Raw genomic sequence first — 23,762 nt, 5'->3', positions numbered from 1 at the left:
TTGTCCGGTACGAGGTGCTGACGCCACATCACGTATGTGGCTAACATCACGTCCCATACGGCGAGGGGCCACGGGGTAGTCCCCCAGGTACCGCTGGGGACCCCCACCCGTGCCCGGAGGGCTACGGGGGAGTTACGGAGGGCTGACGTGAGGCACAAGATGTGTGTGATGGGTGTGCGCACGTCCTGGCGCACCGTCGCCGATGGCGAGTTCTTCTGTCCGGACTGCGGCGGGGACCGCAACTACCTCCGCCGGGCAGGCCGCCGCCGTCTCACCGTCCTCGGTGTCCCGCTCGTGCCCCGCGGTGCCACCGGCCCGGTCCTGGAGTGCTCGGCCTGCCACGGCCACTTCGGCCCGGACGCCCTCGACCACCCCACCACCGTCCGCTTCTCCGCGATGCTCAGGGACGCCGTCCACACCGTCACCCTCGCGCTGCTCGCCGCCGGGGGCACGTCCTCCCGCGCCGTCCGCGACGCCGCCGTCGGCACGGTCCGCGCGGCCGGCTTCGCGGACTGCTCCGAGGACGAACTGCTGACCCTGCTCGCCGCCCTCGCCGCCGACACCGGCCGGCTCACCGGCACCTACGGCGCGGTCACCGGCGGTCACTGCGCGCCCCAGGGTCTGGACCCGTGCGGCACCGCGCTGGCCATAGAGCTCCACGAGGCCCTGGAACCGCTCGCCCCGCACCTCGCCCCCGCCGGCCGGGAGGCGATCCTCCTCCAGGGCGCCCGTATCGCTCTCGCGGACGGCTCCTACACGCCCGCGGAGCGCGAGGTGCTGAGCACCGTCGGCAGCGCCCTGACGCTCCGCCCCGCCGACACCAACCGGCTGCTGGCGGCGGCGCGCACCCCGTCCTGAGGGGCGGGACGACCGGCCGGATGCGCCGACCGGCCCGCGGCACGACGGCCGGATGCGCCCGACCGGCCCGCGGCGCGACGGCCGCACGGGAGCCGGAAAGACCCCGCCACCCCAGCAGGACGACGGGGTCGGACACCGGCAGCGTCCGGGCGGTTCAGCCCGGCGTCAGGCGCACCGGAGACGCACCGGCAGGCTGCGCAGACCGCCCGAGATGAAGCCGTCCGTCGGCGCCAACTCCTCGGACGGTACGGCCAGTTGGAGGTCCGGGAAGCGGGCGAAGAGGGCCGGCAGCGCGGTCCGCGCCTCCATACGGGCCAGCGGGGCACCCAGGCAGTGGTGGACGCCGTGGCCGAACGCCAGGTGCTCCTGGCGGGTGCGCCGGACGTCGAAGCCGTCGGCCCTCTCGCCGTGGAACGCGGGGTCACGGCCGGCCGCCGCGTACGCCGGGAGGATCGCCTCGCCCTTGCGGATGGTGGGGCCGCCCGGGACCTCGATGTCCGCCACGGCGAAGCGGAGCGGGAGCGCCGCGATGCTGGGGGCCCAGCGCAGCGTCTCCTCGATCACATCGTTCCAGGGGACGTCGCCCGACAGCACCAGCGCGAGCTGTTCGGGGTGGGTCAGCAGGGCGTGCACGGCGTTGCCGAGGAGGTCGACGGTGGTCTCGTGGCCGGCGCCGATGACGAGCAGGAGGGTGTCGAGAAGTTCCTGCTCGGTCATCCGCTCGCCCTCGTCGTCCCGCGCGCAGACCAGCAGGCTCGTCAGGTCGTCGGCCGGGTGCTCGCGCTTGGCGGCGACCAGCTCCGACAGCAGCGCATGGACGGCCGCGCCGGTGGCGGCGGCCTGCTCCGGGGTGGCCGTGGTGTCCATGATGGCCGAGACGAGACGGGCGAGTTCGGCGCGCTGCTCGCCCTCCGGGAAGCCGAACAGCTCGCAGATCACCTGCAGTGGCAGCGGGTGGTTGAAGCGGGCGCGCAGGTCCACGGGCTCGCCCGCGGGGTGCGCGGCCAGGCCGTCCAGGAGGGCCGTGGTGATGGCCTCCACGCGCGGGAGCATGGCGTCGGTGCGGCGGGCGGTGAACGCGGGGGCGATCAGCTTGCGCAGCCGGCGGTGGTCGGCGCCGTACGCGGTGAACATGTTCGTGACGCCGATCCACGACTGCAGCCAGCTGCCGCGGATGTCGTCGCGCTGCCACAGCGGCCAGTGCTCCCGGGGGTTCTTGGAGACCCGGTCGTCGGTCAGCAGCTGCTTGAGCAGGGTGTGGCTGGTGACCGACCAGGCCTCGATGCCGCCGGGGAGCTCGGTGCGCGCCAGCGGGCCTAGCGCGCGGAGACGGGCCGCCTCTCCGTGGATGTCGCTTCCGACCGGGTCGATGACGTAGGGCTGCTGTCCCTGTTGTGCCATGGAGTGGCTCCTGCCTGGTCGGGGGTGATGGGGGTGAAGCGGGCCGGGAGCGCGGCCAGGGCCCGGTGGAACGCACCGTTGCGCCACTGCAACTCGCGTGCGTCCACGGCGAGTTCGATGTCCGAGAGCCAGGCGGTCAGCCGCTCGATCGCGGTGGTGGCGATCAGCAGGGCGTGCCGCTTCACCGGGCAGGCATGCGGTCCTGCCGCCCAGGACAGGTGCGAGCCGCCGCCCGAGCCGGGGCCCGTCTGCCCGGTGGTGTCGAACTGGCTGTTGGCGGCCGCGTACGACACCATCACCAGCTGCCCCTTGCGCACCCAGGTGCCGTGGAAGAAGACGTCACGGACCGGGAAGTGCGCGGAGTAGTTGGCCAGCGGCGGGTCGTTCCACAGCACCTCGTTGAGCGCGTCGTGCGCGGTGAGCGCGCCGCCGGAGAGGGTGTGGTAGTAGCGGTCGTCGGAGAGCATCCGCGACAGCGCGTTGCCGATGAGGTTGGCGAGCGGTTCGTGGCCCGCGCCCATCGTGAGGATGATGTTGTGGATCAGTTCCTCGTCGTTGAGCGCGTTGGGGTGGTCCATGAACCAGGAGGTCAGGTCCGGCCCGCGCTCGGCCTTCTTGGAGCCGACCAGCTCCATGATGTAGCTGGTGTAGGCCTCGTTGGCGGCCGCGGCCTCCTCGGGGGAGTTGCCGTCCAGCATGCCCCCGATGGCCGTGATGAGCCGGTCGCTGTACGAATCCGGCATCCCGAAGAGGTTGTTGAACATCAGCAGCGGGATCAGCCGCGCATAGTCGGCGATCAGATCGACCTCGCCGTGCGCGCCGAAGCGCCGGATCAGGGAGTCCGCGGCGTGGTGGACCCGGGCACGCAGCTCGTGCGGCTCGACGAGCTTGAAGCTGTCGACGACGACGTCCCGGTAGCGGACGTGCGCAGGACCGTCGGCGTAGAAGAGGTTGGGGCGCCACATCAGCATCGGCATGACCGGCGAGTCCGGCGGGACCGTGGTCATCCACTCCCGCGAGTCCTTGGACCAGGTGGCGTCGTCGTGCAGCAGATCGAGGGCGGCCCGGTAGTCGGTGACCAGCATCGCGGTCACCTCCGGCGCGATCTCGACCGGCGCCAGCGCACCGAACTGGCGCAACTGGTCGTAGACGCGGTGCGGGTCGGCGGCGAAGTCCGGTCCGTAGAGCTTCACCGGGGTGTGGGCGTCGGGCTGGGCCGGCACCTGCTGGTACGGGGCGGCGGCGTGCGCCGGGCAGCCCGGTGGCGGTGCGGCTCCCGGCTGGTGCGGGGAAGTCACGGGTTCGGGTTCTCCTCGGGGGTGTGGGCCAGGACGTGCCCGACGAGCGCGATCAGCGCGTCGACGGACTGCTCCCGGTCGCGGGCGTCGCACAGCACCAGCGGCGTCTCGGGGTGCAGATCGAGCGCCTCGCGGAGTTTTTCGACGTCGTACTGGGGCGCGTCGGGGAAGGTGTTGACCGCCACCGCGTAGCGCAGCCCGGCCTCCTCGACGATGTCCATGACCTCGAAGGAGTCCGCCAGGCGGCGGGTGTCGGCGAGGACGAGGGCACCCAGCGCGCCGCGGGCGATGTCCTGCCACAAGGGGCGGAACCGTTTCTGCCCGGGGGTGCCGAACAGATACAGCACCAGGTCCCCGGGCAGCGTCAGCCGCCCGAAGTCGATGGCGACGGTGGTGGTGGTCTTCTCCCGGACGCCGGCGAGATCGTCGACGATCGCGCCGGTCTGGGTCATGACCTCTTCGGTGTGCAGCGGCGGGGTTTCGGACAACGCGCGGATGAGCGTGGTCTTGCCGACGCCGAACGGCCCCGCCACCAGGAGTTTGACCAGGGTCTGGTTCTCGCCGGAGAGGTACATGCTGCCGTTGCTCGCGTCGGCGTGGGCGCTAGGACTTGAGAGAGCGGAGTCCATCGAGAACCCTCTCCAGGATCTGTCGGTCGAATTGCTCGGCTTCGGGAATGGGGACACGGGCGTGCAGCCGCCCGGCATCGACGAGGTCGGCCACCAGCACCTTCACCACGCTCACCGGCAGGTGAAGGTGGGCGGCGACCTCGGCCAGAGACAGCGCCCCGGGCTGCAGCAGCTCCAGGATGCGGTGCTCCTCCGGGCGTACCTCGCTGGTGATCGGCATCCCGACGCTGTGCAGCAGGGTGAGCCGGTCCAGGGTGTTGCGGCTGGGACGGGCGCGTCCGCCGGTGGCCAGATAGGCCGGTACGAGGCGCCTGCCGCTGCTCTGGCGCGGGGTCATACGGGGTTACCCGTATCCCGGGCCGGGCTGTTCATGACCTTGTTGCCCAGGGTCGTCACCTGGATCTGCATGTGGTGGGCGACGACGCCCATGTTCACCTCCGGACCGGCGAAGACGGCGAGGCAGGTGTTCTCACCGGCGGGTATCGCGAAGACGAAGCCCTCGTCGGACTCGATGACCGTCTGCCGCAGCCGGGTGTCGTCCTTCCCGGCGAACGCCGCGGTCACGGCACGGCCCGCGCCCTGGAGCGCGGACATCATCGCGGCGACACCCTCGCCGGAGTCACGCTTCAGGCCCGGCGAGGCGCCCTCGATGAAACCGTCACCGGAGATCACGGCTGCGTGAATCACATGCGGCAACTCCATGAGGGGCGCCAGCACCCAGGACTTGTCCTCGGCGACGCGGCGGCGGGTGGGGCTGTTCATTACTGTGCGTTCCCTTCGGGACTGCGAGGGGGTTCTGACTGGGCGGCTGCCCGGCCGGTTTCGGTACCGCGCTGGAGCGCGGCCCAGCGGGATCCGGTCTCTTCCGGGGAGCGCGGGGGAGACGGTTCGGTGCGCGGGGCACTCTCGTCGAGTTCGGACACGGGCTTACGGCGGCGCCGGCGCGGGAGTTCCCCGTCGGCCTGCTGGGCGGGTGCCTCGTAGGAGGGGGCGGGCTGCGCGGCGGGCGCGGGCTGCGCGGCGGCCGGGGGCGGCGTCGCGGAACCGGTGGGCAGTACGGAGGAGGAACGATCCGGCACCGCGGAACGGTGCGGCAGAGGAGCCATCACGGACATCGGCTGGGCGCTCTCGTCGAGGACGGTGAGGAGGGGGTCGCCCGGGAGGTACACGACCGCCCGCACACCGCCGTACGGCGACGGCTCGACATGCACTCCGAATCCGTACTGGCGCACCAACTGGCCGGCCGAGGCGAACCCGGACCGCGGCGGGTCGCCGAGCTGGGTGAGCAGCAGGTCCTCGTCACCCGACAGCAGCTCCATCGCGGCCTTGATCTCGTCGTCGTGCATCCCGACGCCGTAGTCGTCGACGATGACCGAGGCGCCGCGGTTGCCCTGCTGGAGGGTGATGGTGACCGGCAGTTCACGGTGCGAGTGGTGCAGCGCGTTGGCCAGCAGCTCGGTCACCACGATCGCGACCGGCTCCACGGCCCGCGCCACCACGGCGACCGGGTCGCGCAACTGGTTGCTGACCTGCACCCGTTCGTAGCCGCGCAGCCGGGAGGTGGCGCCGACGACCAGCTCGGCGAGGTAGGAGTCCTCGCGGGTCAGGCCCGGCCAGGCGCCGCAGACGACACCGGTGGCCTGGATGCGCCGCAGCGCCTGCTCGTTGAGGAAGTCGGCGTTCAGCAGGTCCTGGGCGACGTTCGGGTCGTCGTAGCGGTGCTGCATCTCCTGCAGCGCCGACTGGAGCTGGTAGAGCAGCGCCTGGATGGTGGTGGTCGCGCCGCGCAGGGTGGACTGGGCGGCGGCGTCGACGCGCGCCCGCTCCTTGGTGATCGCGTCGCTGACCTGCTCCAGTACGGCGTTCAGCGCCTGGTCCGTCTCCGTCCCGGCGAACCGCGCGTCCAGCAGCCCCGGTACGGGCACATGCGGGTGGGCCAGCGCCAGCGTCAGGTCGGGGAGCCGGGTACCGGACAGGTGCCGGATCTCGGCCTCGGTGGCGCGCAGCCGGGCCGACAGCTCCGTATTGCTGTGGAGCGTGGCGCTGTTCCGTTCCTCAGCGGCGGACAGGCGCGATCTCAGACCGGCGCGCTGCCCGCGCGCGCGGATCGAGAGCGCCGCCAGGACCACGGCGGCGGCCGTACCTGCGCTGAGGCACCACAACAGCGCCTCCGGTATGGATGTCATCGAGATCCTCAATTGGGGTACTGACTGGGTCGGCCGGCCATCACGGCGTCGTGCTGCCGATCATCACGGGATGCTACCGGGCTGTTGACGTGCCGTGAGGGCCACTTCCCTCGGGGGACTGAGAAGTGCGGAAGGTCGCCTTCCGCCCGCGATGACCCGGACCATAACGTGATGTGGCCCCGTCATCCAGTGGGATGGCGGGGCCTTTGTGTGCCTGGTGTGTACGGCTGGTGAAAGGGCGTCAGGCGCCGGTGAAATGTGAGTTTTTGACGGCATCGACGAAGGCGGTCCAGCGGGTGGCGGGGAAGACCAGGGCGGGGCCGTGGGGCTTCTTGCTGTCGCGGACGGGGACGATGCCGGGGTGGGCGTCGGAGAACTCGACGCAGTCGCCACCTTTGTCGTCGCTGTAGCTGCTCTTGCGCCAACGAGCGGCGCTCAGGTTGTACTCGCGCATCGTCTGTAGTCCTCCACCGCCGATTCGAGCCGGGCCAGGGACGCCTCCGGCGACAGTGCGGCGGCCCTGACCAGATCGTAGTCCGCCTGTACATGCTTCACTACGGCCGGATCATCCAGCAGGTTTCCCGAATGCACGCCCTCTGTATAGGCGGTTGGCGGGGCGTCGTCGAACTCCATGATCTTCAACATCTTTCCCATGGAGGGGTACGGGCCGGCGGCGAACGGGAGGATCTGCATCAGGAGCTTCCGTTCGCGCGTCAGCTGCGCGACGTACGCCAACTGCTCGGCCATGATGGCTGCCCCGCCCACTGGGACCTTTAGCCCGGCCTCGTGCAGCACCACCCAATACATCGGCCGTGCGGCTTCCTTGAGGATGACTGCCCGGTCCAGGCGGGCGTGGACCCCCGCTTCGATGTACTCGTCCGTCGCGAGTGGATTACCCGCGACCATGAGGGCGTGTGCATACGTCGGCGTCTGCAGCAGTCCCGGCATGATCATGGGTGCGAACTCGCAGATCTTCGTTGCCAACCGCTCCAGCTCCGCCGCTGCCGCGAAGTAATCCGGGTACCGCTGGTCGTCGATCAGCTGTCGCCAGGTCCGCTCGAAAAAACCATCGGTTTGTAGAACTCCGTCGATCCGCACTGCTACATCCAACTGCGGCCTCCGGGACGCCTGCTCAAGCTGGCTGATGTAGCCGCCGGAGGCGAAGATTCGTTGCCCCAGTTCCTCCTGGGTTAAGCGGGCCTCTTCCCGGCGGCGCTTGAGTTCGGTACCCCAGAATTCCCATGCTGCATGCCGTGAAGCTTGGGCCATCACTGACTCCCTTTCTCATCCCGGCAGTTGTATTGCCGACCTTCTTGCCCAGCCTAGTTCCGCACCGTCACGCTCTGAATGCGAACAGTGAAACCCCTCACGGAAAGTGCGGACGATCATGAATCAGCCCAAGGAAGTGGAAACCGTGACGACGGATCTGCGGAAAGCCCTCGCCCGCGTCGGCGTCGTGCTGCCTTCCCTGCGCCCCGATCCCGTCTCGTACGAGCATCGGTATCTGCCGCCGCTCGTGGAGCTGGGACGGTGCACGATGGACGTCGCCCGGCGGCTGACCCGTGCGCTCGACGGGGCTCCGCCGTGTCCCGCCGAGCCCGCGCCGCACCCGCGGGACACCGTCGCCGAGCGGCTGAGCGTCGCGACCGCGTACGTCAATGCCCGCAGCAGGGGCGAACGGGCCTGAGGGACGTCCGCCCCCGCCGATGCGCGAGAATGGCGCCATGAGTCTGTTCCGCGACGACGGCATCGTGCTGCGCACCCAGAAGCTGGGTGAGGCGGACCGGATCATCACGCTGCTCACCCGGGGCCACGGCCGGGTCCGTGCGGTGGCGCGTGGGGTGCGGCGCACGAAGTCGAAGTTCGGGGCGCGGCTGGAGCCGTTCTCGCACGTCGACGTGCAGTTCTATGCGCGCGGCAGCGAGCTGATCGGGCGCGGGCTGCCGCTGTGCACGCAGAGCGAGACGATCGCGGCGTACGGCGGCGGGATCGTCACGGACTACGCCCGCTACACGGCCGGCACGGCCATGCTGGAGACCGCCGAGCGGTTCACCGACCACGAGGGCGAGCCCGCCGTACAGCAGTACCTGCTGCTGGTCGGCGGGCTGCGGACGCTGGCCAACGGCGAGCACGAGCCGCATCTGGTGCTGGACGCCTTTCTGCTGCGCTCGCTCGCCGTCAACGGCTATGCGCCGAGTTTCGACAGCTGCGCACGGTGCGGGCTGCCCGGCCCCAACCGGTTCTTCTCCGTGGGGGCGGGCGGTGTGACCTGCGGTGACTGCCGGGTGCCGGGGAGCGTCGTACCCTCCTCTGAGGCCATCGGCCTCCTGAGCGCGCTGCTGACCGGCGACTGGGAGACCGCGGACGCCTGCGAGGCCCGTCATGCCCGGGAGGGCAGCGGGCTCGTCACGGCGTATCTGCACTGGCATCTGGAGCGGGGCCTGCGTTCCCTCCGGTACGTAGAGAAATAGCGAACAGCACCCCAAAGACACATACGCTCCTCAAGGCAAAAAGCCCTCAAGACACAAACGCCCTCAAGACACATAGGAGACGTGGGCCGCATGGCACGACGCGGGATTCTGGGCCGTAATCGACGTGAGTACGTGACGCCCGAGCTGCACCCTTCCGGTGCGCGGCCGCCGAAGATCCCCGGTGAGCTCGTCCCGAACCATGTGGCGGTCGTCATGGACGGCAACGGCCGCTGGGCCAAGGAGCGCGGGCTGCCGCGCACCGAGGGCCACAAGGTCGGCGAGGGTGTCGTCATGGACGTCCTCAAGGGTTGCATCGAAATGGGCGTGAAGAACCTTTCGCTGTACGCCTTCTCGACGGAGAACTGGAAGCGGTCGCCCGACGAGGTGAAGTTCCTGATGAACTTCAACCGCGATGTGATCCGGCGCCGGCGTGACGAAATGGACGCGCTGGGTATTCGCATCCGGTGGGTCGGCCGGATGCCGAAGCTGTGGAAGTCCGTGGTGCAGGAACTCCAGATCGCCCAGGAGCAGACCAAGAACAATGACGCCATGACGCTGTATTTCTGCGTGAATTACGGCGGGCGGGCCGAGATCGCGGATGCGGCGGCGGCCATCGCGGCGGATGTGCGGGCCGGAAAGCTGGACCCGTCGAAGGTGAACGAGAAGACCATCGCGAAGTACATGTACTACCCGGACATGCCGGATGTGGATCTCTTCGTGCGGCCGTCCGGTGAGCAGCGGACCTCGAACTACCTGATCTGGCAGAGCGCCTATGCCGAGATGGTTTTCCAGGACATTCTGTGGCCGGATTTCGACCGCCGGAATCTGTGGCAGGCGTGCCTGGAGTATGCGAAGCGGGACCGCAGGTTCGGGGCTGCGCCGGAGGCGGAGGACCAGTCCGCGGGGTAGGGCGCCCAGGGGTGTGCCAAGAGGGCGGGCCAGGGGCCGGCGGTGTTCGGGCGAACGCCGCCGGCCCCTGGCCCCTCTGCCTCGTGTGCCGTCAGGAGTGCCAGATCTCGCGGAGGTGCGAGACGGCGCCGGAGCCGTTCACGGTGATCTCGTAGATGTCTCCCGAGCAGGCGAGCGGCGGCTTGACCTGGTCGTGCTTCAGGCAGGCGGTGAGGTGCCGGGTGAGCGTGGCGAGGGGCACCGTGCGGTGGCCGGTCGCGCCGGTGCTCAGCTCGGCCGTGACGCCCGGGGCCAGCGGCTGTCGGGCGGCCTTCCCGGTCCCCGCATAGCCTCCGCCGTTGGGATCGCAGGCGAACTTCGCCGCCCGGACGGACAGCGCGCCCTGCGACGGCGCGCCCATGACCTGCACCATCCGGTGCCCCTTGGTCACCTTGCCCGGGGTGCAGTCGGAGGACGGCTCCGGGTCGATCGGCAGGTCCTTCACGGGCGAGGCCGGGGCGGACGCCGGGGCCGAGGGGGCCGGTGAGCCGGAGGGCGCGGCCGCCGGGGATGAGGCGTCCGGGGCGGCTGAGGCGGCCGAGGCGGTTGCTTCCGGGGAAGCGTCCGTGCCCTCGCCCTTGCAGGAGGTCAGTGTGGCCAGTGCCGCAGCGACAGCGGCTGCGGCGAGCAGGCGGCGGGCGAACATGCAGGAGTTCTCTCTCGTCCAGCAAAGCGGATGCTTCGTCAGCAGGTCTGCGGCAGGCGACGGGCGGCAGGCGACGGCGGGTGGCCGACGTGCTCAGAGTGGAGAGCGGGTCGTCGCGAGGTGCGCGAGCTCGGCCGGCGTCGTCATGACGTCCTTGCCGATCCCGACCGCATCGCCAGCCGGCTCGGTGCCGTCGTCCCGGAGTTCCCCGAGAACGTCCATGTTCTACCCCCGTGTACGCGTGTGGCTCCACGCTGATGCCGCGTAAGGCTAGCAGGGGCGTGTACCTGACAGATGCCCCTGGCGCGGTTCGGCGGTCCGGACAGACGGTCCGGACAGACGGAAGGGCCGCCTCCGTGTGGAGGCGGCCCGTTCGCGTGCTCGCTGCTGCTCGTGCCCTGCGGCTACGGCGGCTCTGCGGCTTCTGCTCCGCTACTTCCGCTCCGCGGCTACTTCTGCTCCGCGGCGGACCGTGCCGCGCACTCCCCGCAGGTCCCGAAGATCTCGATGGTGTGCGCGACGTCCCGGAAGCCGTGTTCCGCGGCGATCTGGTCGGCCCACTTCTCCACCGCGGGGCCCTCGACCTCGACGGCCTTGCCGCAGGCCCGGCACACCAGATGGTGATGGTGATCGTCGGTGCTGCACCGGCGGTAGACGGCCTCGCCCTCGCTGGTGCGCAGTACGTCGACCTCACCGGCATCGGCGAGGGACTGCAGCGTCCGGTAGACGGTGGTCAGCCCGACCGAGTCGCCCTTGTGCTTGAGCATGTCGTGCAGCTCCTGCGCACTGCGGAACTCCTCGACCTCGTCGAGTGCGGCCGACACCGCGGTCCGCTGCCGCGTCGACCGGCCGCGTACCGGAGATCCCGCGCTCGTCGCCACCGTTGCCTCCCTAGGACGTCAGGACTTCCCCCTGCACGTGCGTTCCGTCATTGTGCCAGGTGATGGCCGGGCCACCGGGGGGACGCTTACGCGTACGTCTCTGTGCTCACGCTACCTGCCGACGCCTCTCTGCCCGCGCTCATCCGGCCACGCTGACATCGTCCATGGCGGCGCGGCCGCCGGGTACCTCCAGGGTGCACCCCTCGGTGCCCTCCGCGGCAGCCCTGGCGCGCTTTTTCGCGAGCGGCGCGGCGAGCGCCGTGAAGAGCACGAACAGTCCGATGGCGAACAGCACGATCGTGGCGCCGGACGGCACGTCCACGTAGAACGAGGTGGCGGTGCCCGTAAGAGTGACCGCGACACCGATCGCGACGGCCACCGCGAAGGTGAGGGCGAAGCTGCGGCTGATCTGCTGGGCGGCCGCGACCGGGATCACCATCAGGGCACTGACCAGCAGCAGCCCGACGACCCGCATGGCGACGGTGACGGTGACCGCGGCGGTGACGGCGACCAGCAGGTTGAGCAGCCGTACCGGCAGGCCCGTCACCCGGGCGAATTCCTCGTCCTGGCAGACGGCGAACAACTGGCGGCGCAGTCCGATCGTGATCGCCAGCACCAGGGCGGCCAGGACGTAGATCGTGGTCATGTCCTGGGGCGAGACGGTGGTGATCGAGCCGAAGAGGTAGGTGCCGAGGTTGGCGTTGGAGCCGGCGTCGGAGAGGTTCATCAGCATCACGCCGCCCGCCATACCGCCGTAGAACAGCATGGCCAGTGCCAGGTCACCGCGGGTCTTGCCGTACCAGCGGATCAGCTCCATGACGACGGAGCCGGCGATGGCCACGGCGGTGGCCACCCACACCGGGCTGGTGTTGAGCAGGAAGCCGAGGCCGACACCGGTGAGCGCGACATGGCCGATGCCGTCGCCCATCAGGGCCTGGCGGCGCTGGACGAGGTAGATGCCGATGGCGGGTGCGGTGACGCCGACGATCAGGGCGGCGATCAGGGCCCGCTGCATAAAGGCGTAGCTCAGGATTTCCATGTCGGTCGTCCTCGCGAAAGGGAGCTGGCGCTCGGGTGTCGGCTGGGGGTGCGGGGGGTGTCCCCGGAAGATCGCGGCATCAGCTCAGCAGCCCCGTCCGGATCGGTTCCGCGGCCGCGTCGGCGTGCGGGTGGACATGATCGTGGCCGGGCAGCGCATGCTGGCCCACGGCCTCGGGCGGCGGGCCGTCGTGGACCACGCAGCCGTCCCGCAGCACCACCGCGCGGTCGATCAGCGGCTCCAGCGGGCCCAGCTCGTGCAGCACGAGCAGGACGGTGGTGCCGCGGCCGACCTGTTCGCGCAGTGCGGAGGCGAGCACTTCCTGGCTGACCAGGTCGACGCCGGCCATCGGCTCGTCCATGATCAGCAGGTCCGGTTCGCCGGCCAGCGCGCGGGCGATCAGCACCCGCTGGTGCTGTCCGCCGGAGAGCGCGTTGACGGAGTCCTTGGCCCGGTCCGCCATGCCGACCAGTTCCAGGGCGTGGTGCACGGCGGCGCGGTCGGCCTTGCGCAGGATTCCCAGCTTCGTACGGGCGAGCCGGCCGGCCGTGACGACCTCGCGGACCGTGGCAGGGACGCCGCCGGCCGCGGTGGTGCGCTGCGGTACGTACCCGACCCGGGCCCAGTCCCGGAACCGCCGGAACGGCGTGCCGAAGAGGGCCAGGTCGCCGCCGGTGAGCGGGACCTGGCCGATCACCGAGCGGACGGCGGTGGACTTGCCGGAGCCGTTGGCGCCGAGGAGCGCGACGACCTCGCCGGTGTGCACCGTCAGGTCGACGCCGCGCAGCACGGGGCGGGCGCCCAGGGATGCGGTGGCCCCGCGCAGGTCGATGACCGGCTGGCCGGGCGAGGGCTGGTTCATGGTGACCTCCGTCACGTGTGGTGCGGTGTCCGTCACTTGCGGCTGTCCGTCGGGTGCCGGGTGTCCGCTGCCTGCCCGGTGCCCGTCGCTCGTCCGGTCTCCGCGGCTCGTCTCCGTCGCTCGTCCGGTCTGTGTCACTTGTCCGGTCTCCGTCACTTGCTGCCGAGCGCCTTCTGGAGCGCGGCGAGGTTGGCGCGCTGCACCCCGAAGTAGTCCCTGCCGCGGGACTTGTCGTTGATCCCTTCGAGCGGGTCGAGGACATCCGTCTTCAGGTGCAGGTCGCCGGCCAGGGCCTTGGCGGTGGCCGGGTTGGCGATTGTCTCGAAGAAGACGGTCGAGACGTGGTGCTCGGCGGCGAGGGTGTGCAGGTCCCTGATGCGGTGGGCGCTGGGCTCGGACTCGGGGTCGAGGCCGCTGATGGCCTCCTCGGTCAGGCCGTAGCGCTCGGCGAGGTAGCCGAAGGCCGCGTGGGTGGTGAGGAAGGTGTCCGAGGACCGCTTCTTCAGTCCGTCCCGGAAGGCCTTGTCCAGCCCGTCCAGCTTCTTCACCAGCGCATCGGTGTTCTTCTGGTAGGCGGCCCGGTGGTCCGGGTCGGCCTTGGCGAGGGTCTTGTTCACGCCCTTGGCGACCTCGGCGTACTTCACGGGGTCGAGCCAGATGTGCGGGTCGTTGCCGCCCTCGGCCTCGGAGTGGGAGTGGTTGTCGCCGGTGGTGTGGTGGTGGCCGTCGACCTCGGTGCCGTGCTTTTCGAGGGAGGTCAGCGCGGCGGCGTCGGCGACGTGTTTGTTGCCGGACTGTGCGACGGCGTCGTCCACGGCGGGCTGCAGGCCCTTGAGGTAGACGATCGCGCCGGAATCGCCGAGCTGGCCGGTCTGCCTCGGGGTGAGCTCCAGGTCGTGCGGCTCGGTGCCCGGCTTGGTGAGGTCGGTCACCTCGACGTGCTTCCCGCCGATCTGCCGGGCGAGGAATTCCATGGGGTAGAAGGACGCTGTCACCCGCAGCCTGCCGTCCTCGGTGCGGGCCCCGCCGGCGGGGGAGCAGGCGGAGAGGGCCAGCAGGCCGAGCACCGAGACTCCGGCGAGGGTCGCGGTGGATATGTGACGGCGTATGTTCATGACACTCATTTTCAACAAAGTTGGAAACGATTGTCAACAGCGAATGGGTGGCTGTGAGCGGGGCGACAGCGGGGCCGTAACCGATTTGATCCAGAGGGTACGGCCGCCGGTACCCTGAACTATTCGCCCACCCGTCTCCCGGCCTGCACCCCCCAGCGAGACGTTCGGGCGCCGCCCGTCCATCGTTCGTCGTCGTAATGAAGAGAGCACCGTGGCCGCCGACAAGATCGATACCATCGTCAGCCTGAGCAAGCGCCGTGGCTTCGTATACCCCTGCAGTGAGATCTACGGTGGCTCCCGCGCTGCCTGGGACTACGGTCCGCTGGGCGTCGAGCTCAAGGAGAACATCAAGCGTCAGTGGTGGCGCGCCATGGTCACCTCCCGCGAAGACGTGGTCGGCCTCGACTCGTCGGTGATCCTGGCCCCCGAGGTCTGGCAGGCGTCCGGCCACGTCGCCACCTTCACCGACCCGCTCACCGAGTGCACCTCCTGCCACAAGCGCTTCCGCGCCGACCACCTGGAAGAGGCGTACGAGGCCAAGCACGGCCGGCTCCCCGAGAACGGCATGGCGGACATCAACTGCCCGCACTGCGGCAACAAGGGCGGCTTCACCGAGCCCAAGCAGTTCTCCGGCCTGCTCTCCACCCACCTCGGCCCCTCGCAGGACACCGCCTCGGTCGCCTACCTGCGCCCCGAGACCGCGCAGGGCATCTTCACCAACTTCGCCCAGGTGCAGCAGACGTCGCGCAAGAAGCCGCCGTTCGGCATCGCGCAGATGGGCAAGTCCTTCCGCAACGAGATCACGCCCGGCAACTTCATCTTCCGGACCCGCGAGTTCGAGCAGATGGAGATGGAGTTCTTCGTCAAGCCGGGCGAGGACGAGAAGTGGCAGGAGTACTGGATGGCCGAGCGGTGGAACTGGTACCGCGACCTCGGCATCCGCGAGGAGAACATCCGCTGGTTCGAGCACCCGGCCGAGAAGCTCTCGCACTACTCCAAGCGCACCGCCGACATCGAGTACCGCTTCAACTTCGGCGGCACCGAGTTCTCCGAGCTGGAGGGCGTGGCCAACCGCACCGACTTCGACCTGTCCGCGCACGCCAAGGCGTCCGGCCAGGACCTCTCCTACTTCGACCAGGAGGCCGGCGAGCGCTGGACTCCGTACGTCATCGAGCCGGCGGCCGGCGTGAACCGCGCGATGCTCGCCTTCATGCTCGACGCGTACATCGAGGACGAGGCGCCCAACGCCAAGGGCAAGATGGAGAAGCGCACCGTCATGCAGCTCGACCCGCGCCTGGCGCCGGTCAAGGTCGCGGTGCTGCCGCTGTCCCGTAACCCGCAGCTGTCGCCGAAGGCGAAGGGGCTGGCCACGGACCTGCGCAAGAACTGGAACATCGAGTTCGACGACGCGGGCGCGATCGGCCGCCGCTACCGCCGCCAGGACGAGATCGGTACGCCGTTCTGCGTCACGGTCGACTTCGACACCCTCGACGACGACGCGGTGACCGTGCGCGAGCGCGACACCATGAAGCAGGAGCGGGTCAGCCTGGACCAGATCCAGGCCTACCTGGGCGCGCGGCTGCTCGGCTGCTAATCCTTCGCGGGGCGGCGTCCACCTGTGATGTCAGATGTGACGCCAGGTGTGACGTCAGGCGTGATGTCAGGCGTGGCCTGAGGTGTGACCTCAAGCGCCGGCCGGGCTCGGATCTTCCGGGCTCGGCCGGCGCTTTTGTGTGCGGTGTGGGGGAGGGGAGGGCGCAGGGGCCTGGGCGGGTGTCGCGGGGGCTGGGCCGGCAGCGGGAATGCCTCAGCGGGAATGCCTCTCCGCGCCCCCGCGTTGTGGCCCGCAGGGGGCCCTCGCACCCCTTACGGGATGTGTTCGCCCGCCCCCTAGGCCCACCCCGTAGGCCGATCCCCTAGGCCTCCCTCAGGCCGACCCCCTACCCCCCCCCCAGGCCTCACGACCGCCGCGACGCCCGCCAGGCACACAGGCCCGCCAGGGGCAGTTCCGCGCCGACGGCCATGGCGAGGGCGGTGGCCAGCTCCGTGCCAGGGGCGGCGGTGGCCAGGTCGAGGCAGGCGTCGGCGAGGAGCAGGACGGCCGCGGCGGCCGCGGGTGCGCGGTGGCGGGAGTCGCCGCGCAGCAGCCGGGTGCCGGCGGCGAGGAGGGCGGCGGCCTCCAGGGCGTCCAGGACGACCCAGGCGGCGGCCTCGGCGGGCGGCAGGGTGCCGGCCAGGTAGCCGAGCCAGGGGAGGAGCGCGAGCCCGGCGCCGGTCAGGATCCTGCCCTGCAGCCGGCGCGCCGCGGTGAGCCGTACGGGGCCGCGGGCGCTGCCGGTGACAGGGCAACTGCCGCTCTTGAACGGGGCGTTGAAGGCGGTCAGAGTCATGGAAAGGGTCTCTTTCGAAGTCGCGAACCCGGCCGTCGGGCTCGGGATCAACACTCCGGTTTTCGCCGGCCACCGTCAGTAACGCCGCTGTCCGACTTGGGGTGGCACCAGCTACACCCTCGCTGCGGACACTGCTGTCATGGCCGCCGGGTGAACCCGCCCCATACGGTTGGATCATGACCGTCCCGCCCCGGCTGCGCCGGGCTCTCGTCCGTATGCGGCGTGACATCGCCTTCATAGCCGCCGGAATGACGCTGCATCTCCTTCCCCTGGCGCTGCACGTCTGGGTGGTGGTGCTGTCGCTCGGCACCGCGCTCGACCCGGACCCCGAGACGCCGGTGATACTGGCGTTCTCGCTTCCCCTGCTGGCCGTCGCGGGCTGGGGACTGACCGAGCCGCAGCGCTGGCGGTTCCGGGCGCTGTGCGGGGTGGAGCTGCCGCGGCTGCGGTTCAAGGAGGCCAAGCGGCAGTTCGGCTACCACCTGTTGATCGGTCCGCTGCTCGGCGTACTGGAATTCCTGCTGCTGGCACTGCTGTTGGCGGCACTGGCGGCGTCGCTGGTCCTGGTGTGGGTCTGGGTGGTGCCGGGGGAGTGGCGGCAGGCGCACGGGGGATACACCACCAACGCCGTATATCTCACGGTGGCAGGACTGCTGGCCCTCGCCGGGGTGCCCCCTCTGGCCACCGGACTCGTCCGGCTGGAGATCCTGGTGGGGCGGGCCGTGCTGGGTGTGAGCCGGTCCGAGGAGCTGGCGCGCCGGGTCGAGGACCTTACCGAGAGCCGGGCCGGTGCGGTGGACGCCGCGGATGCCGAACGGCGGCGCATCGAGCGGGATCTGCACGACGGCGCGCAGCAGCGGCTGGTGTCGCTGGCGTTGAATCTGGGGCTGGCCAAGGCCACGCTCACGGATCTGCCACCGGAGGCGCGGGAGGTCATCGACGCCGCGCACCGCGAGGCGAAGGACGCCATCGAGGAGCTCAACAACCTGGTGCGCGGGCTGCACCCGGCCGTTCTGGACGAGCTGGGGCTGGACGCCGCGCTGTCCGGACTCGCGGCCCGTGCCCCGCTGCCCGTCCGGCTGCGGGTGGATCTGCCGCCCGGCCTGCCGCAGCGGGCGGCACCGGCCGTCGAGGCGGTCGCCTACTTCGTGGTCTCCGAGGCGCTGACGAATATCGCCAAGCACGCACGGGAGGCGACCCGGGCGGACGTGACGGTCACCCGGCTCGGCGGGATACTGCGGGTGGTGATCGCCGACGACGGTGTGGGTGGCGCCGATCCGTCCAAGGGGAGCGGTCTGAAGGGGCTCGCCCAGCGTGTGCGGTCCGTGGACGGGACCTTCCGGATGAGCAGCCCCGTGGGGGGCCCGACCATGATGAACGTGGAGCTGCCGTGCCCGATGTGAGGCGTGCCGTGATCGCCGAGGATTCCGTGCTGCTGCGGATCGGGCTGGTCAAGGTGGTGGAGATGGCCGGGTTCGAGGTGGCGGCCGAGGCGGGCGACGCGCAGGAGCTCCTGGCGGCGGTCGGCGAACACCGGCCCGACCTCGCGGTGGTGGACGTCCGGATGCCGCCCGGCTTCACCGATGAGGGCGTGCGTGCCGCGCTGTCGATACGTCAGAACTCGCCGCATACGGCCGTGTTGATGCTCTCCCAGTACGTCGAGGAGCGTTACGCGGCCGATCTGCTCGCGACGAACACCAGCGGCGTCGGCTATCTGCTCAAACAACGGGTCGCGGATGTCGAGGAGTTCATCGAGGCGCTGCGGAGGGTGGCGGCCGGCGGGACCGCGCTGGACCCGCAGGTCGTCGCCCAGTTGCTGGTGCGGCGGTCCAGCGATCCGCTGGAGCGGCTGACGGCCCGCGAACGGGAGGTGCTCGCCCTGATGGCCGAGGGCCGCTCCAACGCGGGCATCGCCGCCCAGCTCGTGGTGAGCGAGAGCGCGGTCGCCAAGCACATCAACAACATCCTCGCCAAACTGGACCTGCCCAGGGCGGACGCCGATCACCGCCGGGTGCTGGCGGTGCTGCACTTCCTCGGGGTGGGCGGCCAGGACGACAGGCCCTAGTAGTCGAGTGCGGCGAACCAGTTGCCCCGGCCCTGGCGGGTGAGGTCGAGCAGGTGCCACACCGGGCTGAGCAGGTCGATGCCCCGCTGGTCGATGTCGTCGGACATCCGGGGGTGCACGGAGTAGACGTGGCGTACCGACCCGCTGTCGTCGCGGGTGAACACGGACACCGTCGAGTCCTGGTTGCCCTCGGCGTCCTCGCTGCCCAGGTCGTATTTGAAGGTGCCGGACCCGGCGCCGAGCAGCCGCAGATTCGTCCACTTCCGGTCCCGGGCGTGCGCACGGAGCGCGGGCAGGCCGGCCGCGGCGACGATCGCGAGGTCGACGTTCTGCGCGAGGTGGCGGGCCACGCCGTTGAACCCGTCGAGCCACATCGTGCACATGGGGCACGGCTCGGTCTGCTTCTTGCCGTACATGAGGTGGTAGACGATCAGGTCACGCCCGGGCCGGGTGAAGAGTTCGCTCAGGCGCACGGTCCGCGCCGGGGAGTCACCAGCCTCCAGATCGGCAGGGCCCTCCTCGAACACGTAGTCCTCTACGGCGGGGCCCAGCGGCAGCCGGCGACGTAGGCCGGCGACGCGTTCGCGATGACGCATCAGCTCGATCTCGGCTTCCCGCAGCTCCTCACGGGCGCTCACGTAGTCGGCCGGCTCCCCGGTGAGATTGGTCTGACGCATCGCTACCCCTGGCTCAGCGGCTGTCTGGTGGGCACCCTCTGCTGTGGCCCATCAACGTATGCCTGCGCACCGCTTCCCCAGGCAGCGAAACGACAAGGACCCGGTCGGTGCACTCCTACGGATCAACCGGGCTCCACGGGACGCGGCCTCGCTGCGGTCGTTACGCGCTGCACCCTGTCCGGCCGCGGGCGGTGTCTGTTCGACCACGACCATTGATTGCCGCGGCCCGTCGTGCTCACTAAGATCACCCGGGTGACTGCCGGGTCGGCCATGGGCCATACACGAGTGGGGTCCCCGGCCTCGGCGTGAGCGCGAGGCGGGCCAGAGCCCCGCCCCCTTCTCCGAAGTCTTTCGCGTGGCGCCCCAGTGCGGCGCCCTTCCCAGCGGACCCCAAGACCCGGAGACACCCACCACCTATGCCGAACGAGCTGAACGAACCCAACGAGGCAAACGAACCGCAGTACCTGCAGGAACCCGAGCTGCCGGTGAGCTCCGTGCAGTTGAACCACACCGCCATCTACGCCAGAGACCGGCAGCTGTCGGCCGAGTTCCTGGCCGTGATACTGGGCTTGAAGGTCGGCGCTCCCTTCGGGCCGTTCCTCCCCGTGGACCTCGGCAACGGCGTGACGCTCGACTACTACGAGAAGCGCGATGAGCCGATCCAGTCACAGCACTACGCCTTTCTCGTGCCTGACGAGCAGTTCGACCACATGATCGCCCGTCTGGAAGCGGTCGGGGTCACCTACTTCGCCGACCCCGGCCACACCGAAAACGCCCAGATCAACCGCTGGTTCGGCGGCCGCGGTGCCTACTTCGCCGACCCGGACGGCCACAACATGGAGATCATGACCCGGCCCTATCTCCGGCCCTAGCCGAGCTGCTTGATCGCCTGGTCGAAGAAGTAAGGGACAGCCCTTAGTTGGCCCAGGGCGGCGACATGCTGCTGCCGTCGGACAGCTCGGCGGTCAGGCCGGCACGGGTGGTGACCCACATCCGCGCCGGCTCGTCCGCCGGGTTGGCCACCGCCAGTGCCGAGCCGGCAGGTGCCACCGCCGCATCGCCGGGGCCGAGTTCGGCGGTCGCGCCGTCGATGGAGAAGCGCAGCCGGCCGGACAGGACGTAAAAGGCTTCCTCCTGGCTGATCACATGAGCCGGAGGCACCGTTCCGGCCGGGATCTCGCATGTCCAGGCCGCGAGATCCCGGCTGCCGGTGGCGGGCCGGACGTAGGAGAGGAAGCGTGCGCCGTGGACCTCGTGAACGGCGGCTTCGTTACTGCGGATGAAGGGCATGTCGGCCTCCCCGGGCGGCCGCATTGCGCGGCTGCCGCACGTATAGACAAGTTACTTGTCCATATAGACAAGCCCCTTGTCCAGTTATAGTCAAGGCATGGATGACGCCCTGTCCTTCTCCACGCTCGTGCTCGCGCTGTCCGGACAGCTGGTGCAGGAGATTCACACACGTGTGGCCGAGCAGGGGTTCGCGGACCTGCGTCCTGTGCACGGGTTCGCCTTTGCCCGGATCTCCCGGGGCGAGGTCACCACCGCTGATCTGGCCGAGCATCTGGGAGTCACCAAGCAGGCCGCCGCCCAGCTGGTCGAGGAACTGGTCCGCAAGGGGTATGTGCTGCGCCGGCCGCACCCGCAGGATGCCCGCGCCCGGCTCCTGGAGCTGACCGAGCGTGGCCGGGCGGCGACGCGTGCCGCCGACCAGGCGGCCCGGGCGGCTGTCGCGCCATGGCGGGAGTCGCTGGGCGCGGAGCGCTTTGGCGCCCTTGCCGCCGACCTGGCCCGGCTTGCGCCCAACGGGCCTATCCGGCCTGCCTGGTGAGCCGGGGCCCGGGGGCGGGCGAGGTCATCCGAGGGGTGAGGCTGTGGCCCGCTTGCCGTCGTACGCCTCACTCGTGAAAGCGCGTGGCCCGGTCGCCCCAGGAAAATGCGTTGCCCGGGCGTGGGGCGGCGGGGGAGGCTCCCGGCATGTCTGAGCATGAGTCGAGTGGTTCACAGGGGGTGGCCTCCCTCTTCTCGCGGGGACGGCTCACGGCGATCCCGCGGAAGGCGGCCCGCCGCGAGCAGTTGCTCGTACATCTTGCGGAGACGCTGTTCGAGCGGGACCGGCAATACAGCGAGCGCGAGGTCAACGAGGCGCTGCTGACGGTGCATGAAGACTGCTCGGCGCTGCGCCGCTACCTCGTGGTGGCGGGTTTGCTGGCCCGGCCCAAGGACGGCAGCAGCTATCGGAGGGCCGGGTAGCGCCTCCTCCGCCGGCCCGGGCGCCGCGGTGACGCCTGCCTTGCGCCCGGGACTTGAGGACAGGCCCTCGCAGGCATCGAAGCTGTGGCCGGTGTCGACAGGGTCGCTCCACGTACCGGACACGGAGGAGCCATGAGAGTCCTGCAGACCGTCACGCTCCTGGTCGCGACCCTCGGCGCGGGCCTGATGGCCGGCCTGTTCGCGGCCTTCGCCTACGCCGTGATGCCCGGCCTCGGCCGGTCCGCCGACCGCACCTTCGTGCAGGCCATGCAGAACATCAACCGGGCCATCATCAACGGCTGGTTCCTGCTCCCCTTTCTGCTGCCCATCCCTCTGCTGGCTCTCGCCACGGTCCTGGCCTGGAGCGGGCCCGGGCAGGTGGCCCTGCCCTGGATCCTCGCGGCGCTGGTGTTGTACTTGGCGGCCTTTTTCGTGACCGGCGGCGTCAACGTCCCGCTCAACAGCGCGCTCGACAATGCGGCGTTGGGCGACGGTCGCGACGGGCCCAACACCGCCGGTAGTTCCGGTAGTTCTGGCAGCGCGGGCGGTTCCGGCGGCTCTGGTGCCCCGGCCGACCGTCCCGGTGGGCTCAAGGCCGCGCGGGAGAGCTTCGAGGGGCGGTGGGTCACCTGGAACATCGTGCGCGCGCTCGCCCACACCGCCGCCTTCGGCACGCTCGCCTGGGCCCTCTTCCTGCACGGCACGGCCGCTACGGGGTGACAGGGTAGGCGGTGTAACGGCCCGGATCATGCCGCGCCGACCGGCTGTAGCGTCAGGCCTTATGACTTGGCTACCTGAGGACTTCGTCCACCCCGTCCACGTGCCCGTGCCCGGCACCGCGGTTCACCTGCGGCCGATCCGGGAGGCGGATACCGCGATCGACTACCCCGCCGTGATGGGCTCCCGAGAACGCCTGTGGGAGATCTTCGGCCCGGCCTGGGCTTGGCCCAGGGAGACGATGACCTACGAAGAGGACCGCATCGACTTGCTGCGGCACGAGAAGGAGATAGCCGCGCACCAGTCGTTCAACTACGCGCTGCTGAACGAGGAGGAGACGGCGATCCTCGGCTGCGTCTACATCGACCCGCCCGAGCGCGCCGGATCCGACGGAGAGATCTCCTGGTGGGTGGTGGACGACCTCGTCGGCGGCGAAGCGGAGCGCGCGCTCGACGCGTTGGTGCCGCAGTGGATCGCCGCCGACTGGCCCTTCCAGCAGCCTCGTTACCTGGGCCGCGACATCACCTGGCAGGACTGGCTCGCGCTGCCGTCCGCCTCGTGACACGTCCTACTCGGCTCCTCCGGGAAGCCACCTTCCTCTGGACCGAGTACCCCAACAGGCAGGTGCTAGCCGCGCAGGCCCCGTAGCACCAGGTCGCGGACGGCCTCGAAGTCGGCGGTGATCCCGGGGCGGGACCACTCGGGGGCGTAGCACGGGTCGTGGAAGCGGCCGGTGGCGTCGAAGACGGCGCGGGCGGTGGTGGCGGGGGAGGGGGTGTGGAAGGTGCCCTGGCTGACGCCGGCTTCGATGAGGGTGGTGAGCTGGGCTTCGAGATCGGTGACGTGCCGGTCGACCACGCCGCCGCTCTCTCCGATCAACGTCATATAGGTGGCGAAGAGTTCGGGATCGTCACCGGCCTTGTGCCGCTTGGCCTCGAACAGCGCGGTCAGCCAGCGGTCCAGACGCTCCGGAGCCGGCCCTTCCGTCGCGACGATGACCGAGAGCTCCTTGCTCGTACGGTCCAGCCAGCGCTCCGTGACCGCCTCCCGCAGCGCCGCCTTCGTACGGAAGTGGCGGTAGACGCTGCCGTGGCTGACGCCCAGGGCGCGCGCCACGTCCACGACCGTGGCCTTGGCCGGGCCGTAGCGCCGCAGTACCTCCTCGGTGGCTTCGAGGATGCGCTCAGGGGTCAACGTCTCGGGCGGCATGGGGCGGTCGGCCTTTCGGAGGGGCGGGGCGCGGTGGGGGACGGGGGAGGCGGGTCTGCCGGCGGTCCGGGTGGGCCACCAGGTGGTGCGCCGGTGCCGGCGCCGGTCGCAGGTGCCGGC

Annotated in this window: 30 protein-coding genes; 12 read left to right on the top strand and 18 right to left on the bottom strand. The window is 70.3% G+C overall.

Annotated features, from left to right (window positions below; genetic code table 11):
• Window positions 1-159 precede the first annotated feature (159 nt).
• Window positions 160-858 (top strand): TerB family tellurite resistance protein, encoded by a 699-nt coding sequence (locus ABR737_RS15995; protein WP_350256799.1) that lies wholly within the window; start codon window positions 160-162, stop codon window positions 856-858.
• A gap of 165 nt (window positions 859-1,023) precedes the next feature.
• On the opposite strand, the gene ABR737_RS15990 is transcribed toward ABR737_RS15995, so the two are convergent.
• From ABR737_RS15990 to ABR737_RS15955, 8 genes are all read right to left on the bottom strand, one after another.
• Window positions 1,024-2,259: a cytochrome P450 family protein gene (locus tag ABR737_RS15990; protein ID WP_350250849.1), complete on the bottom strand. Its 1,236-nt coding sequence runs from the start codon at window positions 2,257-2,259 to the stop codon at window positions 1,024-1,026.
• Window positions 2,175-3,557, bottom strand: coding sequence for a cytochrome P450 family protein (locus ABR737_RS15985; RefSeq protein ID WP_350250848.1), 1,383 nt, complete (start codon window positions 3,555-3,557; stop codon window positions 2,175-2,177). Before ABR737_RS15985 ends, ABR737_RS15990 begins: the two co-directional genes overlap by 85 nt.
• Window positions 3,554-4,132 (bottom strand): GTP-binding protein, encoded by a 579-nt coding sequence (locus ABR737_RS15980; RefSeq protein WP_078889372.1) that lies wholly within the window; start codon window positions 4,130-4,132, stop codon window positions 3,554-3,556. The genes ABR737_RS15985 and ABR737_RS15980 overlap by 4 nt, the downstream gene beginning before the upstream one ends.
• A gap of 28 nt (window positions 4,133-4,160) precedes the next feature.
• Window positions 4,161-4,523, bottom strand: coding sequence for a DUF742 domain-containing protein (locus ABR737_RS15975; protein ID WP_030413708.1), 363 nt, complete (start codon window positions 4,521-4,523; stop codon window positions 4,161-4,163).
• Window positions 4,520-4,948: a roadblock/LC7 domain-containing protein gene (locus tag ABR737_RS15970; protein ID WP_350250847.1), complete on the bottom strand. Its 429-nt coding sequence runs from the start codon at window positions 4,946-4,948 to the stop codon at window positions 4,520-4,522. The genes ABR737_RS15975 and ABR737_RS15970 overlap by 4 nt, the downstream gene beginning before the upstream one ends.
• Window positions 4,948-6,372 carry an ATP-binding protein gene (locus tag ABR737_RS15965; protein ID WP_350250846.1) on the bottom strand — a complete coding sequence of 475 codons (1,425 nt, stop codon included), beginning with the start codon at window positions 6,370-6,372 and terminating at the stop codon, window positions 4,948-4,950. Before ABR737_RS15965 ends, ABR737_RS15970 begins: the two co-directional genes overlap by 1 nt.
• 241 nt (window positions 6,373-6,613) lie before the next feature.
• The gene (locus tag ABR737_RS15960; RefSeq protein WP_350250845.1) at window positions 6,614-6,826 is read right to left on the bottom strand and encodes a DUF397 domain-containing protein; all 213 of its coding nucleotides are present in this window, start codon (window positions 6,824-6,826) and stop codon (window positions 6,614-6,616) included.
• Window positions 6,808-7,641, bottom strand: a complete 834-nt coding sequence (locus ABR737_RS15955) for a helix-turn-helix domain-containing protein (RefSeq protein ID WP_350250844.1) — start codon at window positions 7,639-7,641, stop codon at window positions 6,808-6,810. The genes ABR737_RS15960 and ABR737_RS15955 overlap by 19 nt, the downstream gene beginning before the upstream one ends.
• A gap of 118 nt (window positions 7,642-7,759) precedes the next feature.
• Here ABR737_RS15955 and ABR737_RS15950 point away from each other — a divergent pair, with 118 nt between their 5' ends.
• The 3 genes from ABR737_RS15950 (at window position 7,760) to ABR737_RS15940 (ending at window position 9,752) form a co-directional block, all read left to right on the top strand.
• Window positions 7,760-8,059 carry a hypothetical protein gene (locus tag ABR737_RS15950; RefSeq protein WP_350250843.1) on the top strand — a complete coding sequence of 100 codons (300 nt, stop codon included), beginning with the start codon at window positions 7,760-7,762 and terminating at the stop codon, window positions 8,057-8,059.
• A gap of 37 nt (window positions 8,060-8,096) precedes the next feature.
• Window positions 8,097-8,843, top strand: a complete 747-nt coding sequence (gene recO / locus ABR737_RS15945; protein WP_350250842.1) for a DNA repair protein RecO — start codon at window positions 8,097-8,099, stop codon at window positions 8,841-8,843.
• A gap of 90 nt (window positions 8,844-8,933) precedes the next feature.
• A complete protein-coding gene (locus ABR737_RS15940; protein ID WP_350250841.1) occupies window positions 8,934-9,752 on the top strand; it encodes an isoprenyl transferase in 819 nt (272 codons plus the stop codon).
• Window positions 9,753-9,843: 91 nt separating this feature from the next.
• On the opposite strand, the gene ABR737_RS15935 is transcribed toward ABR737_RS15940, so the two are convergent.
• The 6 genes from ABR737_RS15935 to ABR737_RS15910 all read right to left on the bottom strand — a co-directional run bounded on the left by ABR737_RS15935 (window position 9,844) and on the right by ABR737_RS15910 (window position 14,334).
• Entirely contained in the window at window positions 9,844-10,437 is a 594-nt protein-coding gene (locus tag ABR737_RS15935; protein WP_350250840.1) for a hypothetical protein, read from the bottom strand.
• A 93-nt stretch (window positions 10,438-10,530) separates the two neighbouring features.
• Window positions 10,531-10,659 carry a hypothetical protein gene (locus ABR737_RS15930; protein ID WP_350250839.1) on the bottom strand — a complete coding sequence of 43 codons (129 nt, stop codon included), beginning with the start codon at window positions 10,657-10,659 and terminating at the stop codon, window positions 10,531-10,533.
• Window positions 10,660-10,886: 227 nt separating this feature from the next.
• Window positions 10,887-11,318 (bottom strand): Fur family transcriptional regulator, encoded by a 432-nt coding sequence (locus ABR737_RS15925; protein WP_350250838.1) that lies wholly within the window; start codon window positions 11,316-11,318, stop codon window positions 10,887-10,889.
• Between the two features lie 139 nt (window positions 11,319-11,457).
• The gene (locus ABR737_RS15920) at window positions 11,458-12,357 is read right to left on the bottom strand and encodes a metal ABC transporter permease (protein WP_350250837.1); all 900 of its coding nucleotides are present in this window, start codon (window positions 12,355-12,357) and stop codon (window positions 11,458-11,460) included.
• A 79-nt stretch (window positions 12,358-12,436) separates the two neighbouring features.
• Window positions 12,437-13,219 (bottom strand): metal ABC transporter ATP-binding protein, encoded by a 783-nt coding sequence (locus ABR737_RS15915; RefSeq protein ID WP_350250836.1) that lies wholly within the window; start codon window positions 13,217-13,219, stop codon window positions 12,437-12,439.
• Window positions 13,220-13,371: 152 nt separating this feature from the next.
• Window positions 13,372-14,334, bottom strand: a complete 963-nt coding sequence (locus ABR737_RS15910) for a metal ABC transporter substrate-binding protein (RefSeq protein WP_350250835.1) — start codon at window positions 14,332-14,334, stop codon at window positions 13,372-13,374.
• A gap of 211 nt (window positions 14,335-14,545) precedes the next feature.
• On the opposite strand from ABR737_RS15910, the gene ABR737_RS15905 reads away from it, so the two are divergent.
• The gene (locus ABR737_RS15905) at window positions 14,546-15,928 is read left to right on the top strand and encodes a glycine--tRNA ligase (RefSeq protein ID WP_350250834.1); all 1,383 of its coding nucleotides are present in this window, start codon (window positions 14,546-14,548) and stop codon (window positions 15,926-15,928) included.
• A gap of 364 nt (window positions 15,929-16,292) precedes the next feature.
• Here ABR737_RS15905 and ABR737_RS15900 read toward each other — a convergent pair whose 3' ends face one another.
• Window positions 16,293-16,724 (bottom strand): hypothetical protein, encoded by a 432-nt coding sequence (locus tag ABR737_RS15900; RefSeq protein WP_350250833.1) that lies wholly within the window; start codon window positions 16,722-16,724, stop codon window positions 16,293-16,295.
• A 176-nt stretch (window positions 16,725-16,900) separates the two neighbouring features.
• Between ABR737_RS15900 and ABR737_RS15895 the strand changes: the two genes are divergently transcribed.
• Both ABR737_RS15895 and ABR737_RS15890 read left to right on the top strand, forming a co-directional pair.
• Entirely contained in the window at window positions 16,901-18,127 is a 1,227-nt protein-coding gene (locus ABR737_RS15895; protein WP_350250832.1) for a sensor histidine kinase, read from the top strand.
• An 8-nt stretch (window positions 18,128-18,135) separates the two neighbouring features.
• The gene (locus ABR737_RS15890) at window positions 18,136-18,789 is read left to right on the top strand and encodes a response regulator (protein WP_350256798.1); all 654 of its coding nucleotides are present in this window, start codon (window positions 18,136-18,138) and stop codon (window positions 18,787-18,789) included.
• Here the strand turns inward: ABR737_RS15890 and ABR737_RS15885 are convergent.
• Window positions 18,786-19,466: a DUF899 family protein gene (locus ABR737_RS15885; RefSeq protein ID WP_350250831.1), complete on the bottom strand. Its 681-nt coding sequence runs from the start codon at window positions 19,464-19,466 to the stop codon at window positions 18,786-18,788. The two genes, ABR737_RS15890 and ABR737_RS15885, sit on opposite strands and share 4 nt — an antisense overlap.
• A gap of 416 nt (window positions 19,467-19,882) precedes the next feature.
• On the opposite strand from ABR737_RS15885, the gene ABR737_RS15880 reads away from it, so the two are divergent.
• Window positions 19,883-20,338 (top strand): VOC family protein, encoded by a 456-nt coding sequence (locus ABR737_RS15880; protein WP_350250830.1) that lies wholly within the window; start codon window positions 19,883-19,885, stop codon window positions 20,336-20,338.
• 43 nt (window positions 20,339-20,381) lie between these two features.
• Here the strand turns inward: ABR737_RS15880 and ABR737_RS15875 are convergent, their stop codons facing one another.
• Window positions 20,382-20,756 (bottom strand): cupin domain-containing protein, encoded by a 375-nt coding sequence (locus ABR737_RS15875; RefSeq protein WP_350250829.1) that lies wholly within the window; start codon window positions 20,754-20,756, stop codon window positions 20,382-20,384.
• Window positions 20,757-20,853: 97 nt separating this feature from the next.
• On the opposite strand from ABR737_RS15875, the gene ABR737_RS15870 reads away from it, so the two are divergent.
• From ABR737_RS15870 to ABR737_RS15855, 4 genes are all read left to right on the top strand, one after another.
• Window positions 20,854-21,294, top strand: coding sequence for a MarR family winged helix-turn-helix transcriptional regulator (locus ABR737_RS15870; RefSeq protein ID WP_350250828.1), 441 nt, complete (start codon window positions 20,854-20,856; stop codon window positions 21,292-21,294).
• A gap of 146 nt (window positions 21,295-21,440) precedes the next feature.
• Complete coding sequence (locus ABR737_RS15865; protein ID WP_350250827.1) at window positions 21,441-21,716, top strand: DUF2087 domain-containing protein; 276 nt, start codon at window positions 21,441-21,443, stop codon at window positions 21,714-21,716.
• 132 nt (window positions 21,717-21,848) lie between these two features.
• Entirely contained in the window at window positions 21,849-22,436 is a 588-nt protein-coding gene (locus ABR737_RS15860; protein ID WP_350250826.1) for an anthrone oxygenase family protein, read from the top strand.
• Window positions 22,437-22,497: 61 nt separating this feature from the next.
• Window positions 22,498-22,995, top strand: a complete 498-nt coding sequence (locus tag ABR737_RS15855; RefSeq protein ID WP_350250825.1) for a GNAT family N-acetyltransferase — start codon at window positions 22,498-22,500, stop codon at window positions 22,993-22,995.
• 65 nt (window positions 22,996-23,060) lie between these two features.
• Here the strand turns inward: ABR737_RS15855 and ABR737_RS15850 are convergent, their stop codons facing one another.
• Entirely contained in the window at window positions 23,061-23,642 is a 582-nt protein-coding gene (locus ABR737_RS15850) for a TetR/AcrR family transcriptional regulator (RefSeq protein ID WP_350250824.1), read from the bottom strand.
• Window positions 23,643-23,762 lie beyond the last annotated feature (120 nt).

This window comes from Streptomyces sp. Edi2, assembly GCF_040253635.1.
Classification (GTDB): domain Bacteria; phylum Actinomycetota; class Actinomycetes; order Streptomycetales; family Streptomycetaceae; genus Streptomyces.
The sequence above is the reverse complement of the archived record's forward strand: the minus strand, read 5'-3'. Positions and strand labels throughout refer to the sequence as shown.

Bases quoted from the DNA above. Each gene is read 5' to 3' on its own strand.
- ABR737_RS15950 (WP_350250843.1), top strand. From the start codon at position 7,760: ATGAATCAGCCCAAGGAAGTGGAAACCGTGACGACGGATCTGCGGAAA.
- ABR737_RS15850 (WP_350250824.1), bottom strand. From the start codon at position 23,642: ATGCCGCCCGAGACGTTGACCCCTGAGCGCATCCTCGAAGCCACCGAG.
- ABR737_RS15965 (WP_350250846.1), bottom strand. From the start codon at position 6,372: ATGACATCCATACCGGAGGCGCTGTTGTGGTGCCTCAGCGCAGGTACG.
- ABR737_RS15895 (WP_350250832.1), top strand. From the start codon at position 16,901: ATGACCGTCCCGCCCCGGCTGCGCCGGGCTCTCGTCCGTATGCGGCGT.
- ABR737_RS15855 (WP_350250825.1), top strand. From the start codon at position 22,498: ATGACTTGGCTACCTGAGGACTTCGTCCACCCCGTCCACGTGCCCGTG.
- ABR737_RS15885 (WP_350250831.1), bottom strand. From the start codon at position 19,466: ATGCGTCAGACCAATCTCACCGGGGAGCCGGCCGACTACGTGAGCGCC.
- ABR737_RS15990 (WP_350250849.1), bottom strand. From the start codon at position 2,259: ATGGCACAACAGGGACAGCAGCCCTACGTCATCGACCCGGTCGGAAGC.
- ABR737_RS15910 (WP_350250835.1), bottom strand. From the start codon at position 14,334: ATGAACATACGCCGTCACATATCCACCGCGACCCTCGCCGGAGTCTCG.
- ABR737_RS15915 (WP_350250836.1), bottom strand. From the start codon at position 13,219: ATGAACCAGCCCTCGCCCGGCCAGCCGGTCATCGACCTGCGCGGGGCC.
- ABR737_RS15880 (WP_350250830.1), top strand. From the start codon at position 19,883: ATGCCGAACGAGCTGAACGAACCCAACGAGGCAAACGAACCGCAGTAC.
- ABR737_RS15940 (WP_350250841.1), top strand. From the start codon at position 8,934: ATGGCACGACGCGGGATTCTGGGCCGTAATCGACGTGAGTACGTGACG.
- ABR737_RS15930 (WP_350250839.1), bottom strand. From the start codon at position 10,659: ATGGACGTTCTCGGGGAACTCCGGGACGACGGCACCGAGCCGGCTGGC.
- ABR737_RS15865 (WP_350250827.1), top strand. From the start codon at position 21,441: ATGTCTGAGCATGAGTCGAGTGGTTCACAGGGGGTGGCCTCCCTCTTC.
- ABR737_RS15900 (WP_350250833.1), bottom strand. From the start codon at position 16,724: ATGACTCTGACCGCCTTCAACGCCCCGTTCAAGAGCGGCAGTTGCCCT.
- ABR737_RS15970 (WP_350250847.1), bottom strand. From the start codon at position 4,948: ATGAACAGCCCCACCCGCCGCCGCGTCGCCGAGGACAAGTCCTGGGTG.
- ABR737_RS15975 (WP_030413708.1), bottom strand. From the start codon at position 4,523: ATGACCCCGCGCCAGAGCAGCGGCAGGCGCCTCGTACCGGCCTATCTG.
- ABR737_RS15920 (WP_350250837.1), bottom strand. From the start codon at position 12,357: ATGGAAATCCTGAGCTACGCCTTTATGCAGCGGGCCCTGATCGCCGCC.
- recO (WP_350250842.1), top strand. From the start codon at position 8,097: ATGAGTCTGTTCCGCGACGACGGCATCGTGCTGCGCACCCAGAAGCTG.
- ABR737_RS15995 (WP_350256799.1), top strand. From the start codon at position 160: ATGTGTGTGATGGGTGTGCGCACGTCCTGGCGCACCGTCGCCGATGGC.
- ABR737_RS15860 (WP_350250826.1), top strand. From the start codon at position 21,849: ATGAGAGTCCTGCAGACCGTCACGCTCCTGGTCGCGACCCTCGGCGCG.
- ABR737_RS15980 (WP_078889372.1), bottom strand. From the start codon at position 4,132: ATGTACCTCTCCGGCGAGAACCAGACCCTGGTCAAACTCCTGGTGGCG.
- ABR737_RS15955 (WP_350250844.1), bottom strand. From the start codon at position 7,641: ATGGCCCAAGCTTCACGGCATGCAGCATGGGAATTCTGGGGTACCGAA.
- ABR737_RS15875 (WP_350250829.1), bottom strand. From the start codon at position 20,756: ATGCCCTTCATCCGCAGTAACGAAGCCGCCGTTCACGAGGTCCACGGC.
- ABR737_RS15960 (WP_350250845.1), bottom strand. From the start codon at position 6,826: ATGCGCGAGTACAACCTGAGCGCCGCTCGTTGGCGCAAGAGCAGCTAC.
- ABR737_RS15870 (WP_350250828.1), top strand. From the start codon at position 20,854: ATGGATGACGCCCTGTCCTTCTCCACGCTCGTGCTCGCGCTGTCCGGA.
- ABR737_RS15935 (WP_350250840.1), bottom strand. From the start codon at position 10,437: ATGTTCGCCCGCCGCCTGCTCGCCGCAGCCGCTGTCGCTGCGGCACTG.